This is a genomic window from Abyssicoccus albus, assembly GCF_003815035.1.
GTDB lineage: Bacteria > Bacillota > Bacilli > Staphylococcales > Abyssicoccaceae > Abyssicoccus > Abyssicoccus albus.
Window position 1 is genome coordinate 64,409 of the sequence record NZ_RKRK01000004.1, and the last position, 19,911, is coordinate 84,319.

General features: G+C 34.3%; 20 protein-coding genes. 3 read left to right on the forward strand and 17 right to left on the reverse strand.

Annotation, left to right across the window (positions count from 1 at the left end):
* Positions 1–5: 5 nt before the first annotated feature.
* The 11 genes from EDD62_RS07410 to EDD62_RS07460 all read right to left on the reverse strand — a co-directional run bounded on the left by EDD62_RS07410 (position 6) and on the right by EDD62_RS07460 (position 10,082).
* The gene (locus EDD62_RS07410) at positions 6–692 is read right to left on the reverse strand and encodes a geranylgeranylglyceryl/heptaprenylglyceryl phosphate synthase (RefSeq protein ID WP_123808221.1); all 687 of its coding nucleotides are present in this window, start codon (positions 690–692) and stop codon (positions 6–8) included.
* 42 nt (positions 693–734) lie between these two features.
* On the reverse strand, positions 735–1,550 hold the full coding sequence (locus EDD62_RS07415) for a M15 family metallopeptidase (RefSeq protein ID WP_123808223.1): 816 nt from the start codon (positions 1,548–1,550) through the stop codon (positions 735–737).
* A 159-nt stretch (positions 1,551–1,709) separates the two neighbouring features.
* Positions 1,710–3,005, reverse strand: a complete 1,296-nt coding sequence (gene purB / locus EDD62_RS07420; protein ID WP_123808225.1) for an adenylosuccinate lyase — start codon at positions 3,003–3,005, stop codon at positions 1,710–1,712.
* Positions 3,006–3,177: 172 nt separating this feature from the next.
* Complete coding sequence (gene phnE, locus EDD62_RS07425; protein ID WP_077139880.1) at positions 3,178–3,987, reverse strand: phosphonate ABC transporter, permease protein PhnE; 810 nt, start codon at positions 3,985–3,987, stop codon at positions 3,178–3,180.
* Entirely contained in the window at positions 3,984–4,775 is a 792-nt protein-coding gene (gene phnE, locus EDD62_RS07430) for a phosphonate ABC transporter, permease protein PhnE (RefSeq protein ID WP_077139879.1), read from the reverse strand. The genes phnE (EDD62_RS07425) and phnE (EDD62_RS07430) overlap by 4 nt, the downstream gene beginning before the upstream one ends.
* On the reverse strand, positions 4,768–5,550 hold the full coding sequence (gene phnC, locus EDD62_RS07435) for a phosphonate ABC transporter ATP-binding protein (RefSeq protein ID WP_123808226.1): 783 nt from the start codon (positions 5,548–5,550) through the stop codon (positions 4,768–4,770). The genes phnE (EDD62_RS07430) and phnC overlap by 8 nt, the downstream gene beginning before the upstream one ends.
* Positions 5,551–5,618: 68 nt before the next feature.
* Positions 5,619–6,605, reverse strand: coding sequence for a phosphate/phosphite/phosphonate ABC transporter substrate-binding protein (locus EDD62_RS07440; RefSeq protein ID WP_077139877.1), 987 nt, complete (start codon positions 6,603–6,605; stop codon positions 5,619–5,621).
* Between the two features lie 307 nt (positions 6,606–6,912).
* On the reverse strand, positions 6,913–7,095 hold the full coding sequence (locus EDD62_RS07445) for an NETI motif-containing protein (protein ID WP_123808229.1): 183 nt from the start codon (positions 7,093–7,095) through the stop codon (positions 6,913–6,915).
* Entirely contained in the window at positions 7,076–7,645 is a 570-nt protein-coding gene (locus EDD62_RS07450) for a DUF2179 domain-containing protein (protein ID WP_077139875.1), read from the reverse strand. The genes EDD62_RS07445 and EDD62_RS07450 overlap by 20 nt, the downstream gene beginning before the upstream one ends.
* Positions 7,646–7,800: 155 nt before the next feature.
* Positions 7,801–8,625, reverse strand: a complete 825-nt coding sequence (gene nadE, locus EDD62_RS07455; RefSeq protein ID WP_077139874.1) for an ammonia-dependent NAD(+) synthetase — start codon at positions 8,623–8,625, stop codon at positions 7,801–7,803.
* Entirely contained in the window at positions 8,622–10,082 is a 1,461-nt protein-coding gene (locus EDD62_RS07460; RefSeq protein ID WP_170152806.1) for a nicotinate phosphoribosyltransferase, read from the reverse strand. The genes nadE and EDD62_RS07460 overlap by 4 nt, the downstream gene beginning before the upstream one ends.
* A gap of 107 nt (positions 10,083–10,189) precedes the next feature.
* Here EDD62_RS07460 and EDD62_RS07465 point away from each other — a divergent pair, with 107 nt between their 5' ends.
* A complete protein-coding gene (locus EDD62_RS07465; protein ID WP_123808233.1) occupies positions 10,190–11,374 on the forward strand; it encodes an MFS transporter in 1,185 nt (394 codons plus the stop codon).
* A 65-nt stretch (positions 11,375–11,439) separates the two neighbouring features.
* Positions 11,440–12,366 carry a manganese-dependent inorganic pyrophosphatase gene (locus EDD62_RS07470; protein WP_123808235.1) on the forward strand — a complete coding sequence of 309 codons (927 nt, stop codon included), beginning with the start codon at positions 11,440–11,442 and terminating at the stop codon, positions 12,364–12,366.
* 80 nt (positions 12,367–12,446) lie between these two features.
* Here EDD62_RS07470 and EDD62_RS07475 read toward each other — a convergent pair whose 3' ends face one another.
* Entirely contained in the window at positions 12,447–13,448 is a 1,002-nt protein-coding gene (locus tag EDD62_RS07475; RefSeq protein WP_123808237.1) for a lactonase family protein, read from the reverse strand.
* Between the two features lie 138 nt (positions 13,449–13,586).
* Between EDD62_RS07475 and EDD62_RS07480 the strand changes: the two genes are divergently transcribed.
* Positions 13,587–13,985 carry a YolD-like family protein gene (locus tag EDD62_RS07480; protein ID WP_123808239.1) on the forward strand — a complete coding sequence of 133 codons (399 nt, stop codon included), beginning with the start codon at positions 13,587–13,589 and terminating at the stop codon, positions 13,983–13,985.
* Here EDD62_RS07480 and EDD62_RS07485 read toward each other — a convergent pair.
* From EDD62_RS07485 to EDD62_RS07505, 5 genes are all read right to left on the reverse strand, one after another.
* Positions 13,916–15,400 carry an MDR family MFS transporter gene (locus EDD62_RS07485; protein ID WP_123808241.1) on the reverse strand — a complete coding sequence of 495 codons (1,485 nt, stop codon included), beginning with the start codon at positions 15,398–15,400 and terminating at the stop codon, positions 13,916–13,918. The two genes, EDD62_RS07480 and EDD62_RS07485, sit on opposite strands and share 70 nt — an antisense overlap.
* A 78-nt stretch (positions 15,401–15,478) precedes the next feature.
* Positions 15,479–15,934, reverse strand: coding sequence for a YaiI/YqxD family protein (locus EDD62_RS07490; protein ID WP_077139868.1), 456 nt, complete (start codon positions 15,932–15,934; stop codon positions 15,479–15,481).
* A gap of 72 nt (positions 15,935–16,006) precedes the next feature.
* The gene (locus EDD62_RS07495) at positions 16,007–16,996 is read right to left on the reverse strand and encodes a DUF6612 family protein (protein ID WP_123808243.1); all 990 of its coding nucleotides are present in this window, start codon (positions 16,994–16,996) and stop codon (positions 16,007–16,009) included.
* A gap of 191 nt (positions 16,997–17,187) precedes the next feature.
* Positions 17,188–18,702 carry an ABC transporter permease/substrate-binding protein gene (locus EDD62_RS07500; protein ID WP_123808245.1) on the reverse strand — a complete coding sequence of 505 codons (1,515 nt, stop codon included), beginning with the start codon at positions 18,700–18,702 and terminating at the stop codon, positions 17,188–17,190.
* Positions 18,699–19,670 carry an ABC transporter ATP-binding protein gene (locus EDD62_RS07505; RefSeq protein ID WP_123808247.1) on the reverse strand — a complete coding sequence of 324 codons (972 nt, stop codon included), beginning with the start codon at positions 19,668–19,670 and terminating at the stop codon, positions 18,699–18,701. The genes EDD62_RS07500 and EDD62_RS07505 overlap by 4 nt, the downstream gene beginning before the upstream one ends.
* Between the last annotated feature and the right edge of the window lie 241 nt (positions 19,671–19,911).

A 19,911-nucleotide genomic window follows, 5' to 3' on the forward strand; every position in this document is an offset into this window, starting at 1 on the left:
TGAATTCACTTTGATTTTATGACTTTAACGGTTTTCAATGCCGACTTTATATCTTCATATACTCCATTTCCGACAATGATTGTATCAACATACTGCATGACTTCTTTGGCAATGCGCTCATTTGTAATACCACCACCATAAATAATATGGCTATGAGTTACTTGCTCTTTAATCATCTTTAACCGTTCAATGTCTATAAGATCTCCACTATGTTCAATGTATATATACGGACTCTTCATTACCTTATCCAAAATATCTATATATGAAAGCAAATCAACATCTTGGACTACAGTGTGACACTTTGCGGCATGAAAAACTTTAGCTTTATCATTCGTCACGATATATGGAACCCATTGAATAGATGAATAATCGATCATATGACCATATGACCGAATCCCTTCGAATAAATATCCTGTATGAAATTGTACTTCTTTTGATTGAATCATATATGGAAAAATATAGCCATCAAATCCTAATGTTGCCACTTCAACATCATTCGGTTCTTGAATACAATCGACAGCATAACGTCTTACTCTACTCATTAAGTTTAAGACATTATCTTCTGTCACATCATCTGAGCCACCGATAATCACTGCATCTGTACCACTTTCACAAATTTGCATTAATTCATCATCTGAAATCTCTTTTGCAGGGTCAAGTTTAAAAATATGTTGATAATCTTTTAAATTCATCCAATCATCCTTTATTCCTCTATCTAATATCTATATGAAGACTTATTTCAAATTATAGTACTCTTCCATTGTTAATTTAGATTTATATATTTTAGTCGCATCATCGATATTCAAATATCTTAAGTGCCAAGGCTCATACATATATCCAGTAATATGCTCTTTTCCTTTAGGATATCTCACAATAAAACCATATCGATGGGCGTTCACTTTAACCCAATCCGACGCTTTCGTTTGACCAAACGACGTCATACTATTTTGTGCACTTTCCGGTGTTGCAACGTCAATTGCAAGCCCTGTTTGGTGTTCCGAATGGCCCGGCGGTGCACTAAATCGATCTGCTGCTTGTTTGCCATGTTGTTGAATGTAATTTTGATATAAATTCTGTTGATATGTATATGATCTAAATTCACTTACAATGATCAACTGATAGCCTTCACTTAGTGCATTTTGTTGCATTTTATCAAACTGCTTTTTCGCTTCATGACTTAAACCGGGATTATAGTCTGCTGGCAACTTATAATCTTTGTTGACGATAATATGACCTCCAACATACGGTATACCATCTTTATACTCTACTTGACCATCACGTGATGATTCTGAAGACGGTTCCTCAGTGGTCGGCTTTTCTGTCGTCGGCGCTTCTGTCGTTGGTTTCTCCGTTGTTGCTATTTCTTCTTTAACTTGTTCAGTCGAACGCGTTGACTGCTCATCTAATAACAGTTCAGAGTGATTATTTTCATCAGAAACTTGTTGTTTAGCACGGTCATCAATTTCTTTCAAAGAGTATTGCTGAGTATCATTTTCACAGCCTGTTGTGAGTAGGACAAAAGAAAGTATAGACATCAGTTTGAATCTCATTCAATCAAACACCTTTACAAAATATTTACTATTATCATTTTATCATGAAATTGAATGTAATTAATCTAAAACAGATGAAAAACCACTTACAAATAAAATAAATGTAAGTGGTTAAAATATAACGGTACAACTTTGGTATGTTTATAAATTTTTAATACTTTATTGTATTCCAGCACGTTCAAATATTGTGTCAACTTCTTTTAAATGATGGTTTTCATTAAAGCATTCATCTAATTCAGATTGAGATAAATGTTTTGTAATATCAGAATCTTGCTCAACTAATTCTCTAAACGGTACTTTAGTTTCCCATGATTTCATTGCTTTAGGCTGTACTAAGTCGTAAGCTTCTTCACGAACTAATCCTTTGTCAATTAAAGCGAGCATGACACGTTGTGAATAAATTAGACCAAACGTCTTATTCATGTTTTCTTTCATATTTTCTTCGAATACTGTTAAGTTATCTAAAATATTTGTGAAGCGATTCATCATATAATCTAGTGCGATTGTCACATCAGGTAACATAATACGTTCAGCAGATGAATGTGAAATATCACGTTCATGCCATAACGGTACATTCTCATATGCTGTTGTTAAGTAACCACGAATGACACGTGCAATCCCTGTAACATTTTCAGAACCTACAGGATTACGTTTATGCGGCATTGCAGATGATCCTTTTTGACCTTTACCGAATGCTTCTTCAACTTCACGCGTTTCAGTTTTTTGTAAGCCTCGAACTTCTACAGCAAATTTCTCTATCGACGTTGCGATGAGGGATAAAGTTGCAATGTAATACGCATGACGATCTCGTTGTAATGTTTGAGTTGATACTTCTGCTGTATCTAACCCTAATTCTTTACATACATACGCTTCAATACTTGGTGGAATATTAGCAAACGTTCCAACAGCTCCACTCATCTTTCCAACTTCGATTTCTTTACGAACACGTTTGAAACGCTCTAAATTACGTTTCATTTCCATATACCATAATGCCATTTTAATTCCGAATGTTGTCGGTTCGGCATGGACACCATGCGTTCTACCCATCATCAATGTCGTTTTATGTTCGATGGCTTTGTTTTTAATCACTTCGATAAAACGTTCTAAATCGTCTTCGATGATATCATTTGCTTGTTTGATTAAATAGCTTAACGCTGTATCTACAACATCTGTTGATGTTAAACCATAGTGAACCCACTTTTTCTCGTCACCTAAAGTTTCAGACACTTGACGTGTAAAAGCCACGACATCGTGACGAGTAGACGCTTCAATCTCTTTAATGCGATCGACATCAATCGAAGCATTCTCTCTAATTTTTTTCACATCTTCACTAGGTATATGCCCCTCTTCAACCCAAGCCTCACAGGCTAGAATTTCAACTTCTAGCCATGCTTTGAACCTATTCTCTTCACTCCAAATGTTCTCCATCTCTTCTCTAGAATAACGTGATATCATGTACAGACCTCCAATTATTTTATATCGATTATAGTATATCAATTATTTGAAGTTTATTCATTAAAAAACGAACATTTCACAATAATTTTTAGTGAATGTTCGTTAATTTTTTTGAAAATGATAATATTTTTTACATGCTCGCAAAAACAATTTGCGAGCATGTACACTTTGTTTAGACAAGTTTTTTTCGTATATAGCTTGATATCATATCAACTGTAATCACTAAAATAATTATTCCAATTAAAATAATAGCGACTCTGTTCCAATCTCGCATTTGTAGTGCAAATATTAACGGTGTTCCAATCCCACCAGCACCAATTAAACCTAATATAGATGCACTTCTCAAGTTAATCTCAAAACGATAGAGTACAAATGATAGGTAAGCAGGTAGTACTTGAGGTACCACAGCAAAAATAATACTTTTAAATCGATTGGCTCCTGCTGATTTTAAAGCTTCAGTTGCACCCATATCAAGATTCTCAATGTCATCTGAAAATAATTTTCCAAGCATTCCTATTGAGTTGACTCCAACTGCAAGTACACCGGCAAATGCACCAGGTCCAACTGCTTTAATAAATATTAAAGCCATAATAATTTCTGGAAATACACGTATAAAACTTAATATAAATTTATTCGCTTCTGCGATATATTTATTTTGAGTAATATTGTATGCCGCTAAAAAGCCAAACGGAATGCATAAAATTGCAGAAATAAATGTACCTAAAAATGCGATTGCTAATGTTTGTAGAAGCATCCTCAAAAGATCTTCACCTTCTGGATCATATATGTAATCTAAATCCGGATTCATTAGCCCATCTAACATAGATTGCATCGTTGGGATTGCATTCTCTTTAATATTAATCTCATCAAGTCCCAATATTGCCCATAAATATATTGCAATGACTATAATCGCTATTGTAATCCACTTCAATCGTTGAGTCATTGTCACTTGAGGTTTCATATATTGATCCAAGTTCCTCATATGAAATACCTCCTCACACGCTTACTTACAAAATCAATCACCATCACGATAACAAGCGTGTATATAATTAAAGTCGTTACTTTAGGATAATCAAAGTAACCTAATGCTTGATCATAGTACAATCCTATACCACCTGCACCAACTAAACCTAAAACAGCTGCCGCTCTAATGTTTATTTCAAATGTAAATAAGACGTAGTTAAAGTATGCTGCAATAGATTGTGGAACAACACCATATGTAATCCACTTTGCCTTGTTCGCACCTACTGCAGTCATTGCTTCTAATGGTCCAGGATCTATTCCTTCCAATGATTCATAAAATAGTTTTGCAACAATACCAAATGATAAAACTGATAGCGCAAGAATCCCTGAAAACTCACCAATTCCAAAAATAGCAACAAATAAAGAGGCAAGCAATAGGTCGGGTATTGTACGGATAACATTCAATATTATTCTAATGGGTATAAATACCCAATGAGACTTGAATACATTACTCGCACATAAAAATGCAACTGGTAATGCTAAAATCGATCCTGTAGTTGTTCCTAATACAGCCATACGAATCGTATCTAACATTGGCTCTGTCACTTCTTTAAAATGGTTCATATCAGGTGGCCACATTTCAATAATTAAATTTTGCATTTCTGTAGCACCCATGACTAATGTACTGAATTGAAACTCTGTTGCACGGGCACTTAAATAAGCACAAAGTAATACAAAGAGGATAGTAAATACACTTTTATAGTTCTTCTTTCGATTCAGTTGAGACTCAATACGCTCGTTACTCATGAGAATTGTCTCCTAACGTTTCTGATGATTCAATCGAACGACCATAAATTGTTTCGAAATCTTCTTCAGATGTATTCACTTTTAGGTCATCATAGACAACTTTCCCATCTCGCATTCCTATAATTCTTTCACCGTACTCTAATGCTAAGTCGATAAAATGAAGATTAATTATAATTGTGATACCCATATCTTCGTTGATACGCTTTAAATCATTCATAACCTGCCTAGTTGTCTTAGGGTCTAATGATGCTGTCGGTTCATCCGCTAGAATAATTTTAGGCTGTTGACTTAATGCTCTCGCAATACTGACACGCTGTTGTTGACCTCCACTTAAGCTATCGGCCCGATCATGGGCTTTTTCTAATATATTCACTCTATCTAATGCTTCAAGTGCAATAATTTTATCCTTCTTCGGAAATAAACCGAGAATCATTTTCCATGTTGAATGATAGCCAACACGACCGCTTAAGACATTCTTCAAAACAGAAGATCTCTTTACTAAGTTAAATGTTTGAAATATCATGCCAATATTTCTTCTTATTTCTAAAAGCTTTTTCCCTTTCGCTTTCGTAATAGATTCACCACTAATTATAATATCACCCGAAGTGACATCATGAAGTCGGTTAATCGAGCGAAGCAAAGTAGATTTACCAGCTCCACTTAATCCGACAACAATAACAAACTCACCTTCATCAATTGATAAGTTAATATCCTTTAGACCAATATGGCCGTTAGGATATATTTTTGATACATTATGAAATTCTATCTGACTCATATTATTTCTCCTAGAAAAAGCTAACCCTTCGGTTAGCTTTTTAATTTTATATAAACACTGTAATGAACTTATTCTTTTTCTTTATTCTCTGGATCTACTTTTTTATAATAGTCACGTACTACATCAAAGTTTGAATCTTCAGATTCGATATATCCTTCATGTGAATATACATCTTTAATAATTTTTTGACCTTCTTCATCTTTACCAATGTTAATGAAAGCTTCTGTAATTTTCTTCTTCATATCATCAGATACTCCAGGGCGAACTGAAATTGTATCGTTAGGAATCTTTTCTGTTAATTTTACTATTTCAGTTTTTTCAAATACTTCTGGTGCATCTTCTTTTACAATATTACGTGCATCTTGGAATGTAACTGCAACATCTACATCATCATTCAATACTGCCATAACAGCTTGATCATGTCCTTTAACTGTTACAGGTTCCATATCTTTCAACACATCAATTCCCGCTTCTTTTAGCTCAGCAACTGGGTATACATAACCAGCAGTTGATGTAGTATCTTGAAGTGCAATTTTCTTACCTTTCATATCTTTAAGATCTTTAATGTCTGAATCTTTCTTGACGATAAATTGAGATTTATAGAAGTCTACTAATTCTTCTGTTGGTGAACCATCATCACTCACTCCATAACGTTGTGCTTGTAAAAGTACTTCAGCAGCACCTTGCTCTTTAGCAAGTGTATAAGCTGATGGAGGTAGGAAACCAACATCTACTTTTTCTGATTTCATCGCTTCAACAATTGTATTGTAGTTTGTTGATACTGATACTTCAGCATCAATACCTAATTCTTCTTTTAATAATTTTTCTAACGGCTTCGCTTTTGCTTCAAGTGTATCAGCATTTTGAGAAGGAACGAATTGAACACGTAACTTTTCAAGTTCACCTTCATCTGATTTCTTGTCTTCTCCTTCTTTTGCTGTCTCAGATGATTCTTTTGATCCACTGTCCTCAGATTTTTCAGTAGATTCATTACCACATGCAACGATTACAATAGAAATCATTGCTGCTAAAATTAACATTAAATACTTTTTCATAAAATATCCTCCTCATTAGGAATAATTTAATATGTATATCGTATCGCTTATTAAACAATACAAATTTAGTATATCATTATTAAAATGAATGAAAATATAGTAATTTTTTTAACTTAGTATCTCTGAGTAACTTCTTGTATTCGAATAATAATTTTAATTAAATTTATCTTATCCCAAATAAAAATTTCAGAGTGACCATACATGCGCGCAAAATTGATTTGCGCGCATGTATGACAAAAAAGGTCTCTAAACAAAGTGTACGTGCGCACAAAAACGATTTGCGCGCACGTACACTATTTATCATATATCAATCAGTTCGTTGACCGACAAAAACAATTTCTTGATGATCTACAACAACTTCTCCATTATCACGCTCAATAAACACTGGCTTTTCCATTCTTCTAATTGGCGTATAACCTTCTTTTTTCATTTGATTTAATACATCTTCAATCTTTTGATTTTTACCAACTTTATAGTTCTTCCGGTTCATACTGTGCTAACCTCTTTCTACGTACACCTTTCACCCAGAACCCGCCGTTAATATTTGTTGGTTCATACGTAATGATAAACGCTTTGTCATCTAACTCTTTAATCGTTGCCATTAACTTTCTTTCATATTTACGGGGCGTAAGAATCTGCATTACCGTCCGCTGACCGTCTCGTCCGTATGCAAAATAGTGTGTTACACCGTAACCTAAATTTCTTAATTGGTTCGGCATGTCAGGTTCTTTACCACTAATGGTCACATTAACGACAAGATATCCTAACGCTAACATCTCTTCAATCTTAAGCCCTACAATAATACCAACTCCGAATCCTAATGCATAAGCAATGACATTAAAGAAGTTGTCTAAATTATCTAACACAAGACCTAGCCCAATAACATAGACGAGGATTTCTAACACGCTAAATCCAGCAGCCACATATCGGTAGCCTTTCAATGTCATAATCGTTCTCATCGTTAGAAATGTAACATAAACGATATTGACGACAAAGATGATGAAAATCATCGCGATCGGATGATTCATAATTTCTTGCATATGCTTTCCACTTCTTTCTTATCATTTTGTTAAACCTTATGAAAAATAAATAATAAGCAATTATTTATGATTCGTTTTTCATCTGAGTGGGTGGAATATATCACATTTTATTTTCACTGTATATTAATTTATCTTATATTTTATATTATTTTGATTTACTGCATTTGTTCAGGTAAATGAAATCGATGATACGGAAGTACTCTTTTATGTTCTGTCTTTTTATACCATTTTTCTATTGCCTTTCTTGCTGATGGATTGATTTCTTTTCCTTCTAAATAATCATCAATCTCATCATACGTAACTCCAAGTGCTTCTTCATCTGAAATCATTGGACGCTCTTCTTCTAAATCTGCAACTGGTATTTTATGACTTAAATGATAGGGTGCATCTAAATACTGTAATATTTGTCTACCTTGCCTTTTGTTTAATCCAAATAATGGAATAATATCTGCAGCACCGTCTCCAAACTTAGTAAAAAAGCCTGTTACATTTTCAGCAGCATGGTCTGTTCCTAATACAATACCATTATGTTGTGCGGCAATCGCATATTGCACTTTCATGCGCTCTCTTGCTTTATCATTTCCTTTGGTGAAGTCTGATATTTCTACATTAGCATCCTCTAATGATTGATACGTCGCATCGACAGATGGCTTAATATTTACTGTAAACGTTTGGTCTGGTTGAATAAAGTTAATCGCATCGATAGCATCTTCAGCATCATTTTGCTCACCATAAGGTAATCTTACTGCAATAAATTGTGCTGTATAGCCTTCATTTCTTAATAATTCAGCGGCTTGTTGTGCTAATTTTCCTAGCAATGTTGAATCTTGTCCACCAGATATACCAAGGACAAAACACTTAATGAATGGGTGCGACTTAACATAATCCATCATAAATTGAACAATATGTTCTGCTTCTTCTTTCGGATCGATAGTCTTTTTTACATGAAGTAATTCAATAATTTCATCTTGCAATGTCATTTCTTGTTCACCACTTGTTTAACGTATTTACCAACATTTTTAATGATTTGATTTTTATTTTCCCAACACGCTTCGCTTAGATCGACAGGGTATTCTTCTGGGTTGCTCGGTCTCTTATATTCATCCCATAGCTCTTCTAATGAATGATTAACTCTCTCTTGAATTGCTTCAATAGATTCTTTAGCGTAACGTCGTTGTCCTGATTCCATCACGAGTTGTAATAACGGTCTTGCTGTAAAATCGTGAATAAACTTTTGCTTAAATGTATGGACCGGATGGAACAAATGAATCATCTGTTCTTCTTCTGGCTCTTCATCTGCTAATGTGATGTAATCACCTTCTGATTTACCTGTCACATTATTGATAATTCGATACACATCTTTTCGTCCTGGTGTTGACACTTTAATCGCATTGTTCGATAACTTAATCCGATCCTCCAACTGACCTTCTTCATTCTCAATCGCTGTCAATTTGTATACCGCACCGAGTGCTGGATCGTCATAGCCTGTGATCAATTTCGTTCCAATACCCCATGAATCAACTTTCGCACCTTGATGCATTAAGTCTTGAATTGTATATTCATCAAGGTCATTACTGACGATAATTTTAGTATCTGTATACCCTGCTTCGTCTAACAATTTACGTGATTCTTTAGAGAGATATGCGATATCTCCTGAATCCAATCGAATCCCATTGAAATTAATCGAATCCTTTAATTCATTAGCAACTTTAATGGCTGTTGGAACACCTGATTTTAATGTATGGAATGTATCCACTAAGAATACACATTCTTTATGACTTCTTGCGTACGCTTTAAATGCCTCATACTCGTCATTATATGCTTGCACAAATGAATGAGCGTGTGTTCCGACAGGTACTAAATCGAATCGCTTCGCCGCTTCGACATTACTCGTTCCATTAAATCCCGCGATGACACTGGCTCTTGCGCCCCACTGGGCAGCATCCATTTCATGCGCTCGTCGTGTACCGAATTCCATCAATTGTTGGTTATCCGTTGTAACTTGTTTAATTCGACTTGCTTTCGTTGCAATTAATGTTTGATAATTGACAAAGTTTAATAATGCAGTCTCTACAAGTTGTACTTCGATTAAAGGGCCTTCTACTCGTATTAGTGGTTCATTGTTAAAGCACGCTTCACCTTCTAACATTGAATAAACATCTCCACTAAATCTTAATGACTTTAATACATTTAAGAAGTCATCATCATAGTTTAATGATTTCAAATATGCGACATCTTCATCTGTTAACTGCCACTCTTGTAAATATTGGAGCACACGCTCTAATCCAACAAAAATTGCATACCCGTTATCAAATGGCATCGACCTAAAATATAAGTCAAAGACTGCACGTCGACGATGCACGCCTTCATCATAATAAGCTTTTGCCATATTAATTTGGTATAAATCTGTATGTAAAAAATGATGTGTATTGCTCATTGTTTTCGCTCCTCTGGTGGTTTTTATTTTCATCATTATTATAGCCTTATTATCACACAGTTGTGATAAAATATTAAGAGATATTGCTTTAGTAGAGGGGGCTATTTATGCACTTCAAACGTATCTTCTATATATTGTCGTTAACCGTGATCACTTCTGGATTATCACAAGGCATGTTATTACCACTCATTTCAATCATTTTTGATCAACGTGGTATTCCAGCAGAATTAAACGGCTTACATGCAACAGGTTTATACATAGGAATTTTAGTTACTTCATTATTTATAGAAATTCCATTACAACGTTTTGGTTATATGAAGTTAATCGTTTCTGGTGGATTTATTGTCACCGTATCGCTATTACTTTTCCCTTTTTTAGATAATATTTGGATATGGTTTGTCTTAAGGTTATTCATCGGTATCGGTGATAATATGTTGCACTTTGCTTCCCAAACGTGGGTTACACATATTATTCCTAAACCAAAACTCGGACGATATATTTCATTGTATGGATTATGTTTCTCTGGTGGATTCATGCTTGGGCCTTTGCTCACTCAGCTAAGTGAGATCAATCTTGCATTACCATTCATTGTATCAAGTGTTCTAACATTATTGAGTTGGATTGGTGTTGTGTTTATTGGACAGTATGCACCAGCGACAATGAATGAATATCAATCGATTAGAAGGACTTTCATTAAATTCCGTGAAACATTAAAAGTGAGTTGGATTGCCTTCTTATTTCCGATGTTATATGGCATATTAGAATCATCTTTGAGCAGTAACTTTCCAGTCTTTGCATTGCATTATGACGTTTCTATTGTATGGATTTCTTATATTATTGCGGCGTTCTCACTTGGGTCGATTATATTTCAATATCCAATTGGTACGTTAAGTGATTCTGTGAGTCGTAAATCATTAATGATTTGCTTGTTAGTTTTTGGAGCGGGTGTTGTGTTTTTAGGTGAGTTTTTCATGCATTCACCCATTTTATTATTACTACTATTTATTGTGATTGGCGCTTTATTAGGATCAATGTTTTCACTCGGTATGAGTTTTATGGCAGAGATCACACCGAAAGACATGCTTCCAAGTGGGAATTTACTATGTGGTATTGCCTTTAGTATCGGAAGCATGTTCGCACCTTACATTGGCGGGGTTGTCATCGAACAGTCCAATCATACAGTATACTTTACATTCATTTCTATACTGATCATTATTATATTGTTGTTACTACTGATTTATCCATATGAGAAAATTAAACAAATTCAATTGAAGAAGATGGAGCATGAATAAAACAATTTCATTCTAGAACAATTTTTGGTACGATTTGTATGACTTTAATTTCGAGGAGAGATACTATGACAAAACTATTAGTTTTTGGACATCAAAGTCCTGATACAGATACAATTACTTCAGCGATTGTATATTCACACTTAAAGCAATCGATTGGTGAAGAAGCAGAAGCGGTTCGTTTAGGTGAAATTAATCAAGAAACACAGTATGCATTGGATTACTTCGAGGTTGAAGCTCCAAGATTACTAGAAGATATGAAAGCTGACCATCAAGATGTTGTATTAGTCGATCATAACGAGTTTCAACAATCAGCTGTCAATATTAAAGAGTTAACAATACACGGTGTTATTGACCACCATCGTGTGTCAAACTTCGAAACTGAAGGACCACTCTATATGAGAATAGAGCCAGTTGGATGTACAGCAACTGTGCTTTACACGATTTACAAAGAACATCAAGTTGAAATCCCTCAACATATTGCAGGATTAATGTTATCAGCCATTATTTCTGATACATTATTACTTAAATCACCAACATGCACTGAGCGTGACATTGAAGTTGCCAATCAACTTGCAAAAATTGCTGACGTTGACATCAACACATACGGGTTTGAAATGTTGAAAAAAGGTGCATCAATTGACGGAATGAGTGCTGCAGATATTGTTGGAAACGATGCCAAATCATTTGAATTAAATGGTCATACTGTACGCATTGCTCAAATCAACACTGTTGACCCTGTCGAAATCTTAGCATTAAAAGATGACTTACTACAAAACATCGATGAACGTATCGAGCGTGACAATTACGACTTATATATGCTTGTCATTACAAATATTCTTGATAATGACTCAATTGTATTAACTAAAGGATTAACAGACAAAGTGGACGCTGCGTTTGACGTTAAAGTTGAAGATTCTGAGGCGCTCTTAAAAGATGTTGTATCACGTAAAAAACAAATTGTACCACCGTTAACGAACGCGTTTAACGCTTAATCTAACATTATACATTTACTAAAAAAGATAAAATATAGGACCTAATCAAAATGAGTTGATTAGGTCCTATTCATAATTCTTTAAGTAAACATTACACACACCGCTTCAGGGACGTGTACTTCATCTTCTAACTTTTGAAGCCTTCCAGTAACTTCATCACGCTTAAACGTAGTCACATTATCACTCTTTTCATGCGCGACAATTAAATATTGATCATCTTTAGTAATATTGAAGTCTCGAGGCCAATCCCCACCAGTCGATACGATATCAATCAAGTTCAACTCTGCCCCATTCACTCCAAAAATGGCGATCGATTGATGACCTCTATTCGATGCATATAAATGCTTCCCGTCATGAGACAATCGAACCGCCGCACCTTGTGAATGCCCTGTATACTCTACCGGTAATGTTGAATGACGTTCAATCATTTCAAAAGATCCTTCTCGATAACGATAAACAAGGATTTCATTCGATAGTTCTGTAAATACATAAGCAATATCCCCATTTGCATTCCAGGCGATATGTCGTGGACCTGCACCTTCTGGGACATCAAATGATTGAATAAGATTCAAATGCTCATCTTCTATCGTAAACGTCAATAGTTTATCCGCCCCTAAATCTACTCCAATAATATAACCATCTGGTGCCTCATCTAAAAAATGTGTATGCGCCGTATCTTGACGTTCATGCGGCCCATTCCCACTCACTTTATAGACATCCACTCGATCATGGATAGAACCATCTTCATTTAACTTATACAGTCTACACTCACCGTCACCATAGCTCGCTTCAAGTACATATCGTTGGTCTTTCGTCACAGCTAAATAACATCCAGAGCCACACGGATATAAACAATCATTTAACTTATTATGCGTCGATCTATCATATGCGACAATCCCTGAGTGTTCTCCTTTATAAATTGCATATATCGCCTGATCAGTATGCGCTAAATACGTTGAATTAGCTAATGAATCTACGACTTCTACCGATTCAATGATGCCTTTTTTTTCATTAAAATCAAACTGATAAAACCCTTCACCGTCTCGTTTCGTATACGTTCCAAAGTAACCTTTCATTGTCATTGGTGTACCACCTTTCCTTTATGACCATGTATTAATTGTGATTAGTTACATTATACATTCTACATATAAAATACGAAATAATAGTTGAAAAAAAGAACGTATGTTCGTATAATATACATACAGAAATGAGGTGTCTTTATGAATCATCTTGACTACCGAATGCTTCCAATTCATCAATTAAACTCTAATATTCCAAAAGGTCGAAAAATGATCAAATGGGCTCCTTTTGCAACGATGCCTGAGCTCTTTAAAAGCTTAAAACATACACAGTATGAGCAAACTAAAAAACCTCGTCCAATACTAACTGATGATAGATTAAATATTATCAATCAACAATTGGACGAGGCTATACGAACGACATCATATATCGCATTACAGTATTACCATGACGGATTCATTCATTACACAGAAATGTATATAGAATCCATCGATCGATTTGCAGAATTCATTATCGGTAGACAATTCAATCATGATGAAGTATCGTTTGTCCCATTCATAGATGTCGTTTCCATCGATGTATTACCTGCACCAGATTGATATACCGTTGCTCTTGTCAATCTTAGTGAGCATAATAGAGCAATGAAAACTAATGCCATGCCGAAATAATAAGAATAATGTATTCCTTCGGTCATAGCCATATGAACTTGCTCAGTCGTCGGTGAAGCGATTCCTTCTAACGCGCGTTCTTTACCTTTCGTCATAATCGTGACAAATATACTCACACCAAGTGCTCCAGCAATCGGCTGCATCGTATTAATAATCGCTGTACCATGCGGATACATTGACTCAGGTAGCTCATTCATCCCATTCGTATTAGCAGGCATAAGTGTTGCAGAAATGGCTAGCATTAACACCATATAAACGAGTATAAATACCCACATTGAAATGCCTGGGTGAATCGTGCTATAGAAGAACATGACAAGGAGCAACACAATCGTACCTGGTATAATCATTTTACGAGGTCCTAATTTATCAAAGATACCACCCATAACAGGTGACATTAATCCATTTAATAAAGCGCCCGGTAATAGTATAATCCCTGCTATTTTAGCACTAAATTCCATCGGTCCTTGTAAATACATCGGCATCACGATTTCAGAAGCCATCATCGCCATGACAACAATAATAAAAATGATCGTACCGTATTTGTAATTTTTATACTTAAATACTGAGAAATCCAAAATAGGTACATCTAGTTTAAATTGCCTTATGACAAATAACGCCAACATTACAAGCCCTAAAATGATGTATGCGATAAACCATGGATTAAATGACGCACCTTCTTGTTGATTCCCGATACTTGAGAATGAAAAGATAATTAAGAAAATCCCAAATGAACTTAACCCAACAGAAAGCCAATCAATCTTAGGCTTGGTCACTTCTCCAACATTCTCTAGAAATCGATAACCGAAATAAATAGCAAATAAAGTGAACGGTACAACGAGTAAAAATAAATAGCGCCAGCCAAACAAATCTACAATAACACCTGATAATGTTGGACCTAGCGCTGGCGCAAACATGATCACCATTCCAAAGAAGCCCATCACACGGCCACGCACACTCGGTTCATAAATGAGTAGCATCGTATTCATTACAACAGGTATTAATAAACCTGTCCCAACGGCCTGAATCATTCGACCTGTTAGTAACATTGGAAAGTTAACGCTTAATCCAGCAATTAATGTTCCAAGTGTAAAGATAGATAACACACCGATAAATAATTGTCGTGTTGTAAACCATTGGATAATCAACGCAGATAAAGGCATCACAACACCCATCACGAGCATAAATCCAGTTGCCATCCATTGAACCGTTGGTGCGGAAATATTAAATACATCCATCAACTCAACGAGTGCGATGTTTAGTAAAGTTTCATTTAAAATCGCAAAAAACGCACCAATCAATAAACTGATCGTAATCATTTTGCGATTTACACTTTGTTTCTCAATCATCAAGACAACACACCTTTTACATTAAAATTGTATTACAGATTTTCAAATTATATATTAATTAACTGATTGAACACAATATTAATGCTCGTATCTCTCAATGATTTGTAACAATTTCTTTTTAAACATATTTTTATCTTGAGTTGTTAACTTCTTAGGCCCCTTTATGCGGGATTTTTGATGTTGACGTCTGATTTTCGCACTTTCATATCGTTGGATTAATAATCGATCTATATTATCATGATCAATTATTAATCCCGTATGATGTACAACAATTACATTTTTATTAAGTAAAAGAGAAGCTAAACCATAGTCTTGAGTAATCACGATATCGTGCATTAAACTATTTTTGACGATTTCAAAATCGACCGCATCAGGTCCATCATCAACGTATTTCATCGTGACAAATGAAGGATACTCTGACGTTGTATAGTGATGATAACTTCTTACAATCGTCACTACACAATTACGATATTGAGCACAATCGATTACTTCTGAAATCACCGGACACGCATCACCATCCACAATAATATTCATACAATAACCCCTTTCACAAAATAAAATAAGGTTATCTAGAGATAACCTTATTGAATAACACATCTGTATCGATTAATTATTTTTTTCTTCCTTACTTTCTTCTTTACTTTCTTCTTTAGTCGATGAATCTTTAGGTTCTTCCGGTGAACTTTCTTGATCTTTCATCAATTGTTCTTTTGATTTTGCATTCTTCGCTTTATCAGGAATTTCAATTGAACCAACTTCTCCATGATTTGAATATTTAATATCACTTTTCGAAGTAAGTTTTACTGATTCCTCACCTTGTTTAACTGTTAGCTTTGAATCCGTATTAGCAGATTCCAACATAAACTCATCATTAATAACATATTTCACTTCTCCATTAACATCCTCAATATTCTCCATAGCAGAATCAACCATAGATTTCATACCACTATTTACACTATCCAGCATCTTTTTGAAGTCTTCTTTATTATCAAATTTAACAGTAACCTCATACTTACCATCAACTTCCTTTATGTCTCCATCTTTCAAATATTCACTTGCTTCCACAACTTCTTCATAAGTTTGAACATCGGTAATACCTTTAGGTAAATTTGAATCGTCAGTAATGTCGATGAAATTACCACCTTCGATTTCAGCAACTAATTTATCATCAAAAGTAAGTAACTTCAATTGTTGTCCTTGCATTTCTAAAGTAGTTATAGAATTCTTTTCTTTACCAACTTCAGTATTCATCTTTGTAACAAACTCTTCTTCGCCAGAAATTGTTGTCGTAGTCACTTCTGTCGTATAACTATCGACAGCTGCAGACTTCTCTTTAATTTTTTCATAAATTGCCTTTGCATCTTTGATTTTTTCTTTGTCATCAGATGAACTCTCTTTGTCATCATCTTTTTCTTTTTCATCAGCATCTTCTTCATTTGAATTTTTTTCAGAATCACTTGATGCTTCATTTTTATTAATAGATTCTTCTGTCGATTGCTCAGTTGTGTTTTCAGAAGTTTCTTTCGACTCGTTTGATTCATTACTACATGATGCTAACATGATCGCTGATATGGATAATATAAATAATTTTTTCATGTTGAGAACTCCTTTTAGTTATAATTAATTTAAATTGAATTGTTTTCAATAGTGTAACGAGTGCACGCAATAAATTCAAATATTTCATCAATCAATAAGAAATTAAGTCAAAATGATTCAATCACTATTTATTGAATCATTTTCAATACATTCTCTTAACATTAAAAATTAATATCCAAAATATAAGTAAATTAGTCAACTAAGCCTTTAGATTTTAAGAATTCTTCTGATACAGTTGATGCATCTTCACCTTCAATGCCAACTCTATAGTTCATTGCTTGCATTTCTTCTTGTGTAATTTTACCCGCTAATTGATTTAATGCTTCTTTTATTTCAGGATTGTCTTTAATAAAATTTTCTTTAAATAATGGTGCGCCTTGATATGGTGGGAATAATTTCTGATCATCTTCTAACACAACCATATTATATTTCTTTAACTCACCATCTGTTGCATATGCATCAATCAAGTCAATATCTCCACTTTCAATCGCTTGATATCGAATTTTAGGTTCCATCGTATTTACTTCTTCAAAGTTCAAGTTGTATTCCTTTTGAATTCCTTTATAGCCATCTTCTCTATCGTTGAATTCTAATGTGAATCCTACTTTTATTTCATCTTCTACTTTTTTCAAGTCAGATATTGTTTTTAGTTCATGTTTTTTAGCATATTCTTTTTTTACTGCCAGCGCATACGTATTATTGAACTTCATCGGTTTTAGCATTGTCATACCATACTCTTCTTGAAGTGCGTTATTTGCTTGCTCATAAACAGCTTGTTCATCATTTGATGTAGGTGTCTCTTCGGTAAACGTCGCAAGAACGGTTCCAGTAAATTCTAAATACCCATCAATATCATCATTTTGAAGTGCCTTAAACAAGAAGCTTGTCTTACCTAAACCAGGCTTCACTTCAACATTATAATCTGTTTTTTCTTCGATTAATTGCTTGTACATTGATGTAATAATTTCTGGTTCTGCACCGAGTTTCCCTGCTATGACAACGTCTTTATCTTTATTAAAGGCAAACATGATTAACATCGTCAATGCGATAATGACAATAAAACTTAACAATGCAATCATCATTGTCTTGAACGATCGATGTTGTAACCATCTTAAAATTAAATCAAACACAATCGCAAGTACTGCTGCGGGAATTGCACCAAGTAAAATGAGACTTGTATCATTACGGTCAATTCCAAGCAATATTAAATCACCAAGTCCACCTGCTCCAATAAGTGCAGCAAGTGTTGCTGTTCCAATAATTAATACCATACTGGTACGAATACCTGCCATCACAACAGGCATTGCAAGGGGTAATTCAACTTGCAATAATCTTCTTCGGTTATTCATTCCGATACCACGTGCTGCCTCAATTAATGAAGGATCTACTTCTTTAATACCTGTATATGTATTTCGAAGTATAGGTAGCAATGCATAAATAACTAACGCTATGATTGCAGGAACTTTACCAATCCCAAACAATGGAATCATCAAACCTAATATTGCAAGAGAAGGAATTGTCTGCATAATCGCAGTAATGTTAATGACGATTTCAGCAATGGATTTAAATTTCGTTAGTATAATCCCTATTGGAACAGCAATCAATACAGCAATAAATAGTGAAATTAAGGATAATTGCATATGCTCAACTAATGTATTCCATAATGTATCTTGACGTTCAATAAAGGTTGACCATAATTCCATCATGATTTACCACCTCCATTTAAGCCATTTTGAGCTAGAAATTCAATCATACTTGACGTTGTAACATAACCAACTAGTTGCTCTTCATCATTGACTACAAATATTTTTTCGTTATTTGTTAAATGTTTCAATAAATGATCTAATGGTTCATTGATATTAACAACCATATACTCATTAGATTTAGAACCATAATTATTAATATCCTCTTTTAACTCTACTGGTACCATAATATCTTTAGCCGTATGTATTGAATGCTTAGTTCCAATAAATTGTCTAACAAATTCACTTGCTGGTTGATTCACTAATTCATCTGGCGTTCCAATTTGTTCAATTGCACCATTTTTCAATATACAAATTCTATCAGCAAGTTTCATGGCTTCATCCATATCATGAGTAACAAATATAATTGTTTTTTTTATTTTCGCTTGTAAATCTAATAAATCTTGTTGTAATGATTCTCGACTAATTGGATCAAGTGCACTAAATGGTTCATCCATCAAAATGACGGGTGGATCAGCAGCTAGAGCTCGACATACACCGATTCTTTGCTTCTGCCCGCCAGATAATTCATCAGGATAACGATTCATATATTGTTTACCTTCTAAGCCGACCATCTCAAGTAATGATTCTACCCGGTCATTGATTCTTTTTTTATCCCAACCTAACATCATTGGAACTTGAGCGATATTGTCACGTACAGTCATATGTGGGAATAATGCAATCTGTTGCAGTACATATCCAATGTCAAATCGCATTTTATTTATATTATAATCTGATAACGGTTTATCTTTGAAATAAATATAACCCGATGTCAACGGAATTAATCGATTGATCATCTTAAGTGTAGTTGTTTTACCACAACCAGACGGACCAACGAGTACAAAGAATTCTCCTTCTTCAACATTAAAAGATAGCCCATCCACTGCAACTTTATCTCCATATTTTTTTGTTACATTGCTAAATTTAATCATCAAAAGCTCACCTCATATACTCATTCAACCACATCTAAATATTGATTACTATTAATGGATACTTAATTTATGTATAGTTTTCTAATCATTTATAATTTCTATATATAACCTTTATAAGTATTCCCTATTTGAAAATAATTAACCTTTATATATAAACATACAGATTTTAACTACTATCCAAAAGTTGAACTTTTAGAAGCCATTTAAAATCTGTATGTTTTATCTAATATTTTATATTTCG

What these genes read in the sequence shown, in the direction of transcription:
- phnE (WP_077139879.1), bottom strand. Translation starts at nt 4,775, where the DNA reads ATGAGTAACGAGCGTATTGAGTCTCAACTGAATCGAAAGAAGAACTAT.
- EDD62_RS07465 (WP_123808233.1), top strand. Translation starts at nt 10,190, where the DNA reads ATGCACTTCAAACGTATCTTCTATATATTGTCGTTAACCGTGATCACT.
- EDD62_RS07500 (WP_123808245.1), bottom strand. Translation starts at nt 18,702, where the DNA reads ATGATGGAATTATGGTCAACCTTTATTGAACGTCAAGATACATTATGG.
- EDD62_RS07495 (WP_123808243.1), bottom strand. Translation starts at nt 16,996, where the DNA reads ATGAAAAAATTATTTATATTATCCATATCAGCGATCATGTTAGCATCA.
- EDD62_RS07470 (WP_123808235.1), top strand. Translation starts at nt 11,440, where the DNA reads ATGACAAAACTATTAGTTTTTGGACATCAAAGTCCTGATACAGATACA.
- EDD62_RS07490 (WP_077139868.1), bottom strand. Translation starts at nt 15,934, where the DNA reads ATGAATATTATTGTGGATGGTGATGCGTGTCCGGTGATTTCAGAAGTA.
- EDD62_RS07410 (WP_123808221.1), bottom strand. Translation starts at nt 692, where the DNA reads ATGAATTTAAAAGATTATCAACATATTTTTAAACTTGACCCTGCAAAA.
- purB (WP_123808225.1), bottom strand. Translation starts at nt 3,005, where the DNA reads ATGATATCACGTTATTCTAGAGAAGAGATGGAGAACATTTGGAGTGAA.
- EDD62_RS07460 (WP_170152806.1), bottom strand. Translation starts at nt 10,082, where the DNA reads ATGAGCAATACACATCATTTTTTACATACAGATTTATACCAAATTAAT.
- EDD62_RS07450 (WP_077139875.1), bottom strand. Translation starts at nt 7,645, where the DNA reads ATGCAAGAAATTATGAATCATCCGATCGCGATGATTTTCATCATCTTT.
- EDD62_RS07505 (WP_123808247.1), bottom strand. Translation starts at nt 19,670, where the DNA reads ATGATTAAATTTAGCAATGTAACAAAAAAATATGGAGATAAAGTTGCA.
- EDD62_RS07440 (WP_077139877.1), bottom strand. Translation starts at nt 6,605, where the DNA reads ATGAAAAAGTATTTAATGTTAATTTTAGCAGCAATGATTTCTATTGTA.
- nadE (WP_077139874.1), bottom strand. Translation starts at nt 8,625, where the DNA reads ATGACATTGCAAGATGAAATTATTGAATTACTTCATGTAAAAAAGACT.
- phnE (WP_077139880.1), bottom strand. Translation starts at nt 3,987, where the DNA reads ATGAGGAACTTGGATCAATATATGAAACCTCAAGTGACAATGACTCAA.
- EDD62_RS07415 (WP_123808223.1), bottom strand. Translation starts at nt 1,550, where the DNA reads ATGAGATTCAAACTGATGTCTATACTTTCTTTTGTCCTACTCACAACA.
- EDD62_RS07480 (WP_123808239.1), top strand. Translation starts at nt 13,587, where the DNA reads ATGAATCATCTTGACTACCGAATGCTTCCAATTCATCAATTAAACTCT.
- EDD62_RS07475 (WP_123808237.1), bottom strand. Translation starts at nt 13,448, where the DNA reads ATGACAATGAAAGGTTACTTTGGAACGTATACGAAACGAGACGGTGAA.
- phnC (WP_123808226.1), bottom strand. Translation starts at nt 5,550, where the DNA reads ATGAGTCAGATAGAATTTCATAATGTATCAAAAATATATCCTAACGGC.
- EDD62_RS07445 (WP_123808229.1), bottom strand. Translation starts at nt 7,095, where the DNA reads ATGAACCGGAAGAACTATAAAGTTGGTAAAAATCAAAAGATTGAAGAT.
- EDD62_RS07485 (WP_123808241.1), bottom strand. Translation starts at nt 15,400, where the DNA reads ATGATTGAGAAACAAAGTGTAAATCGCAAAATGATTACGATCAGTTTA.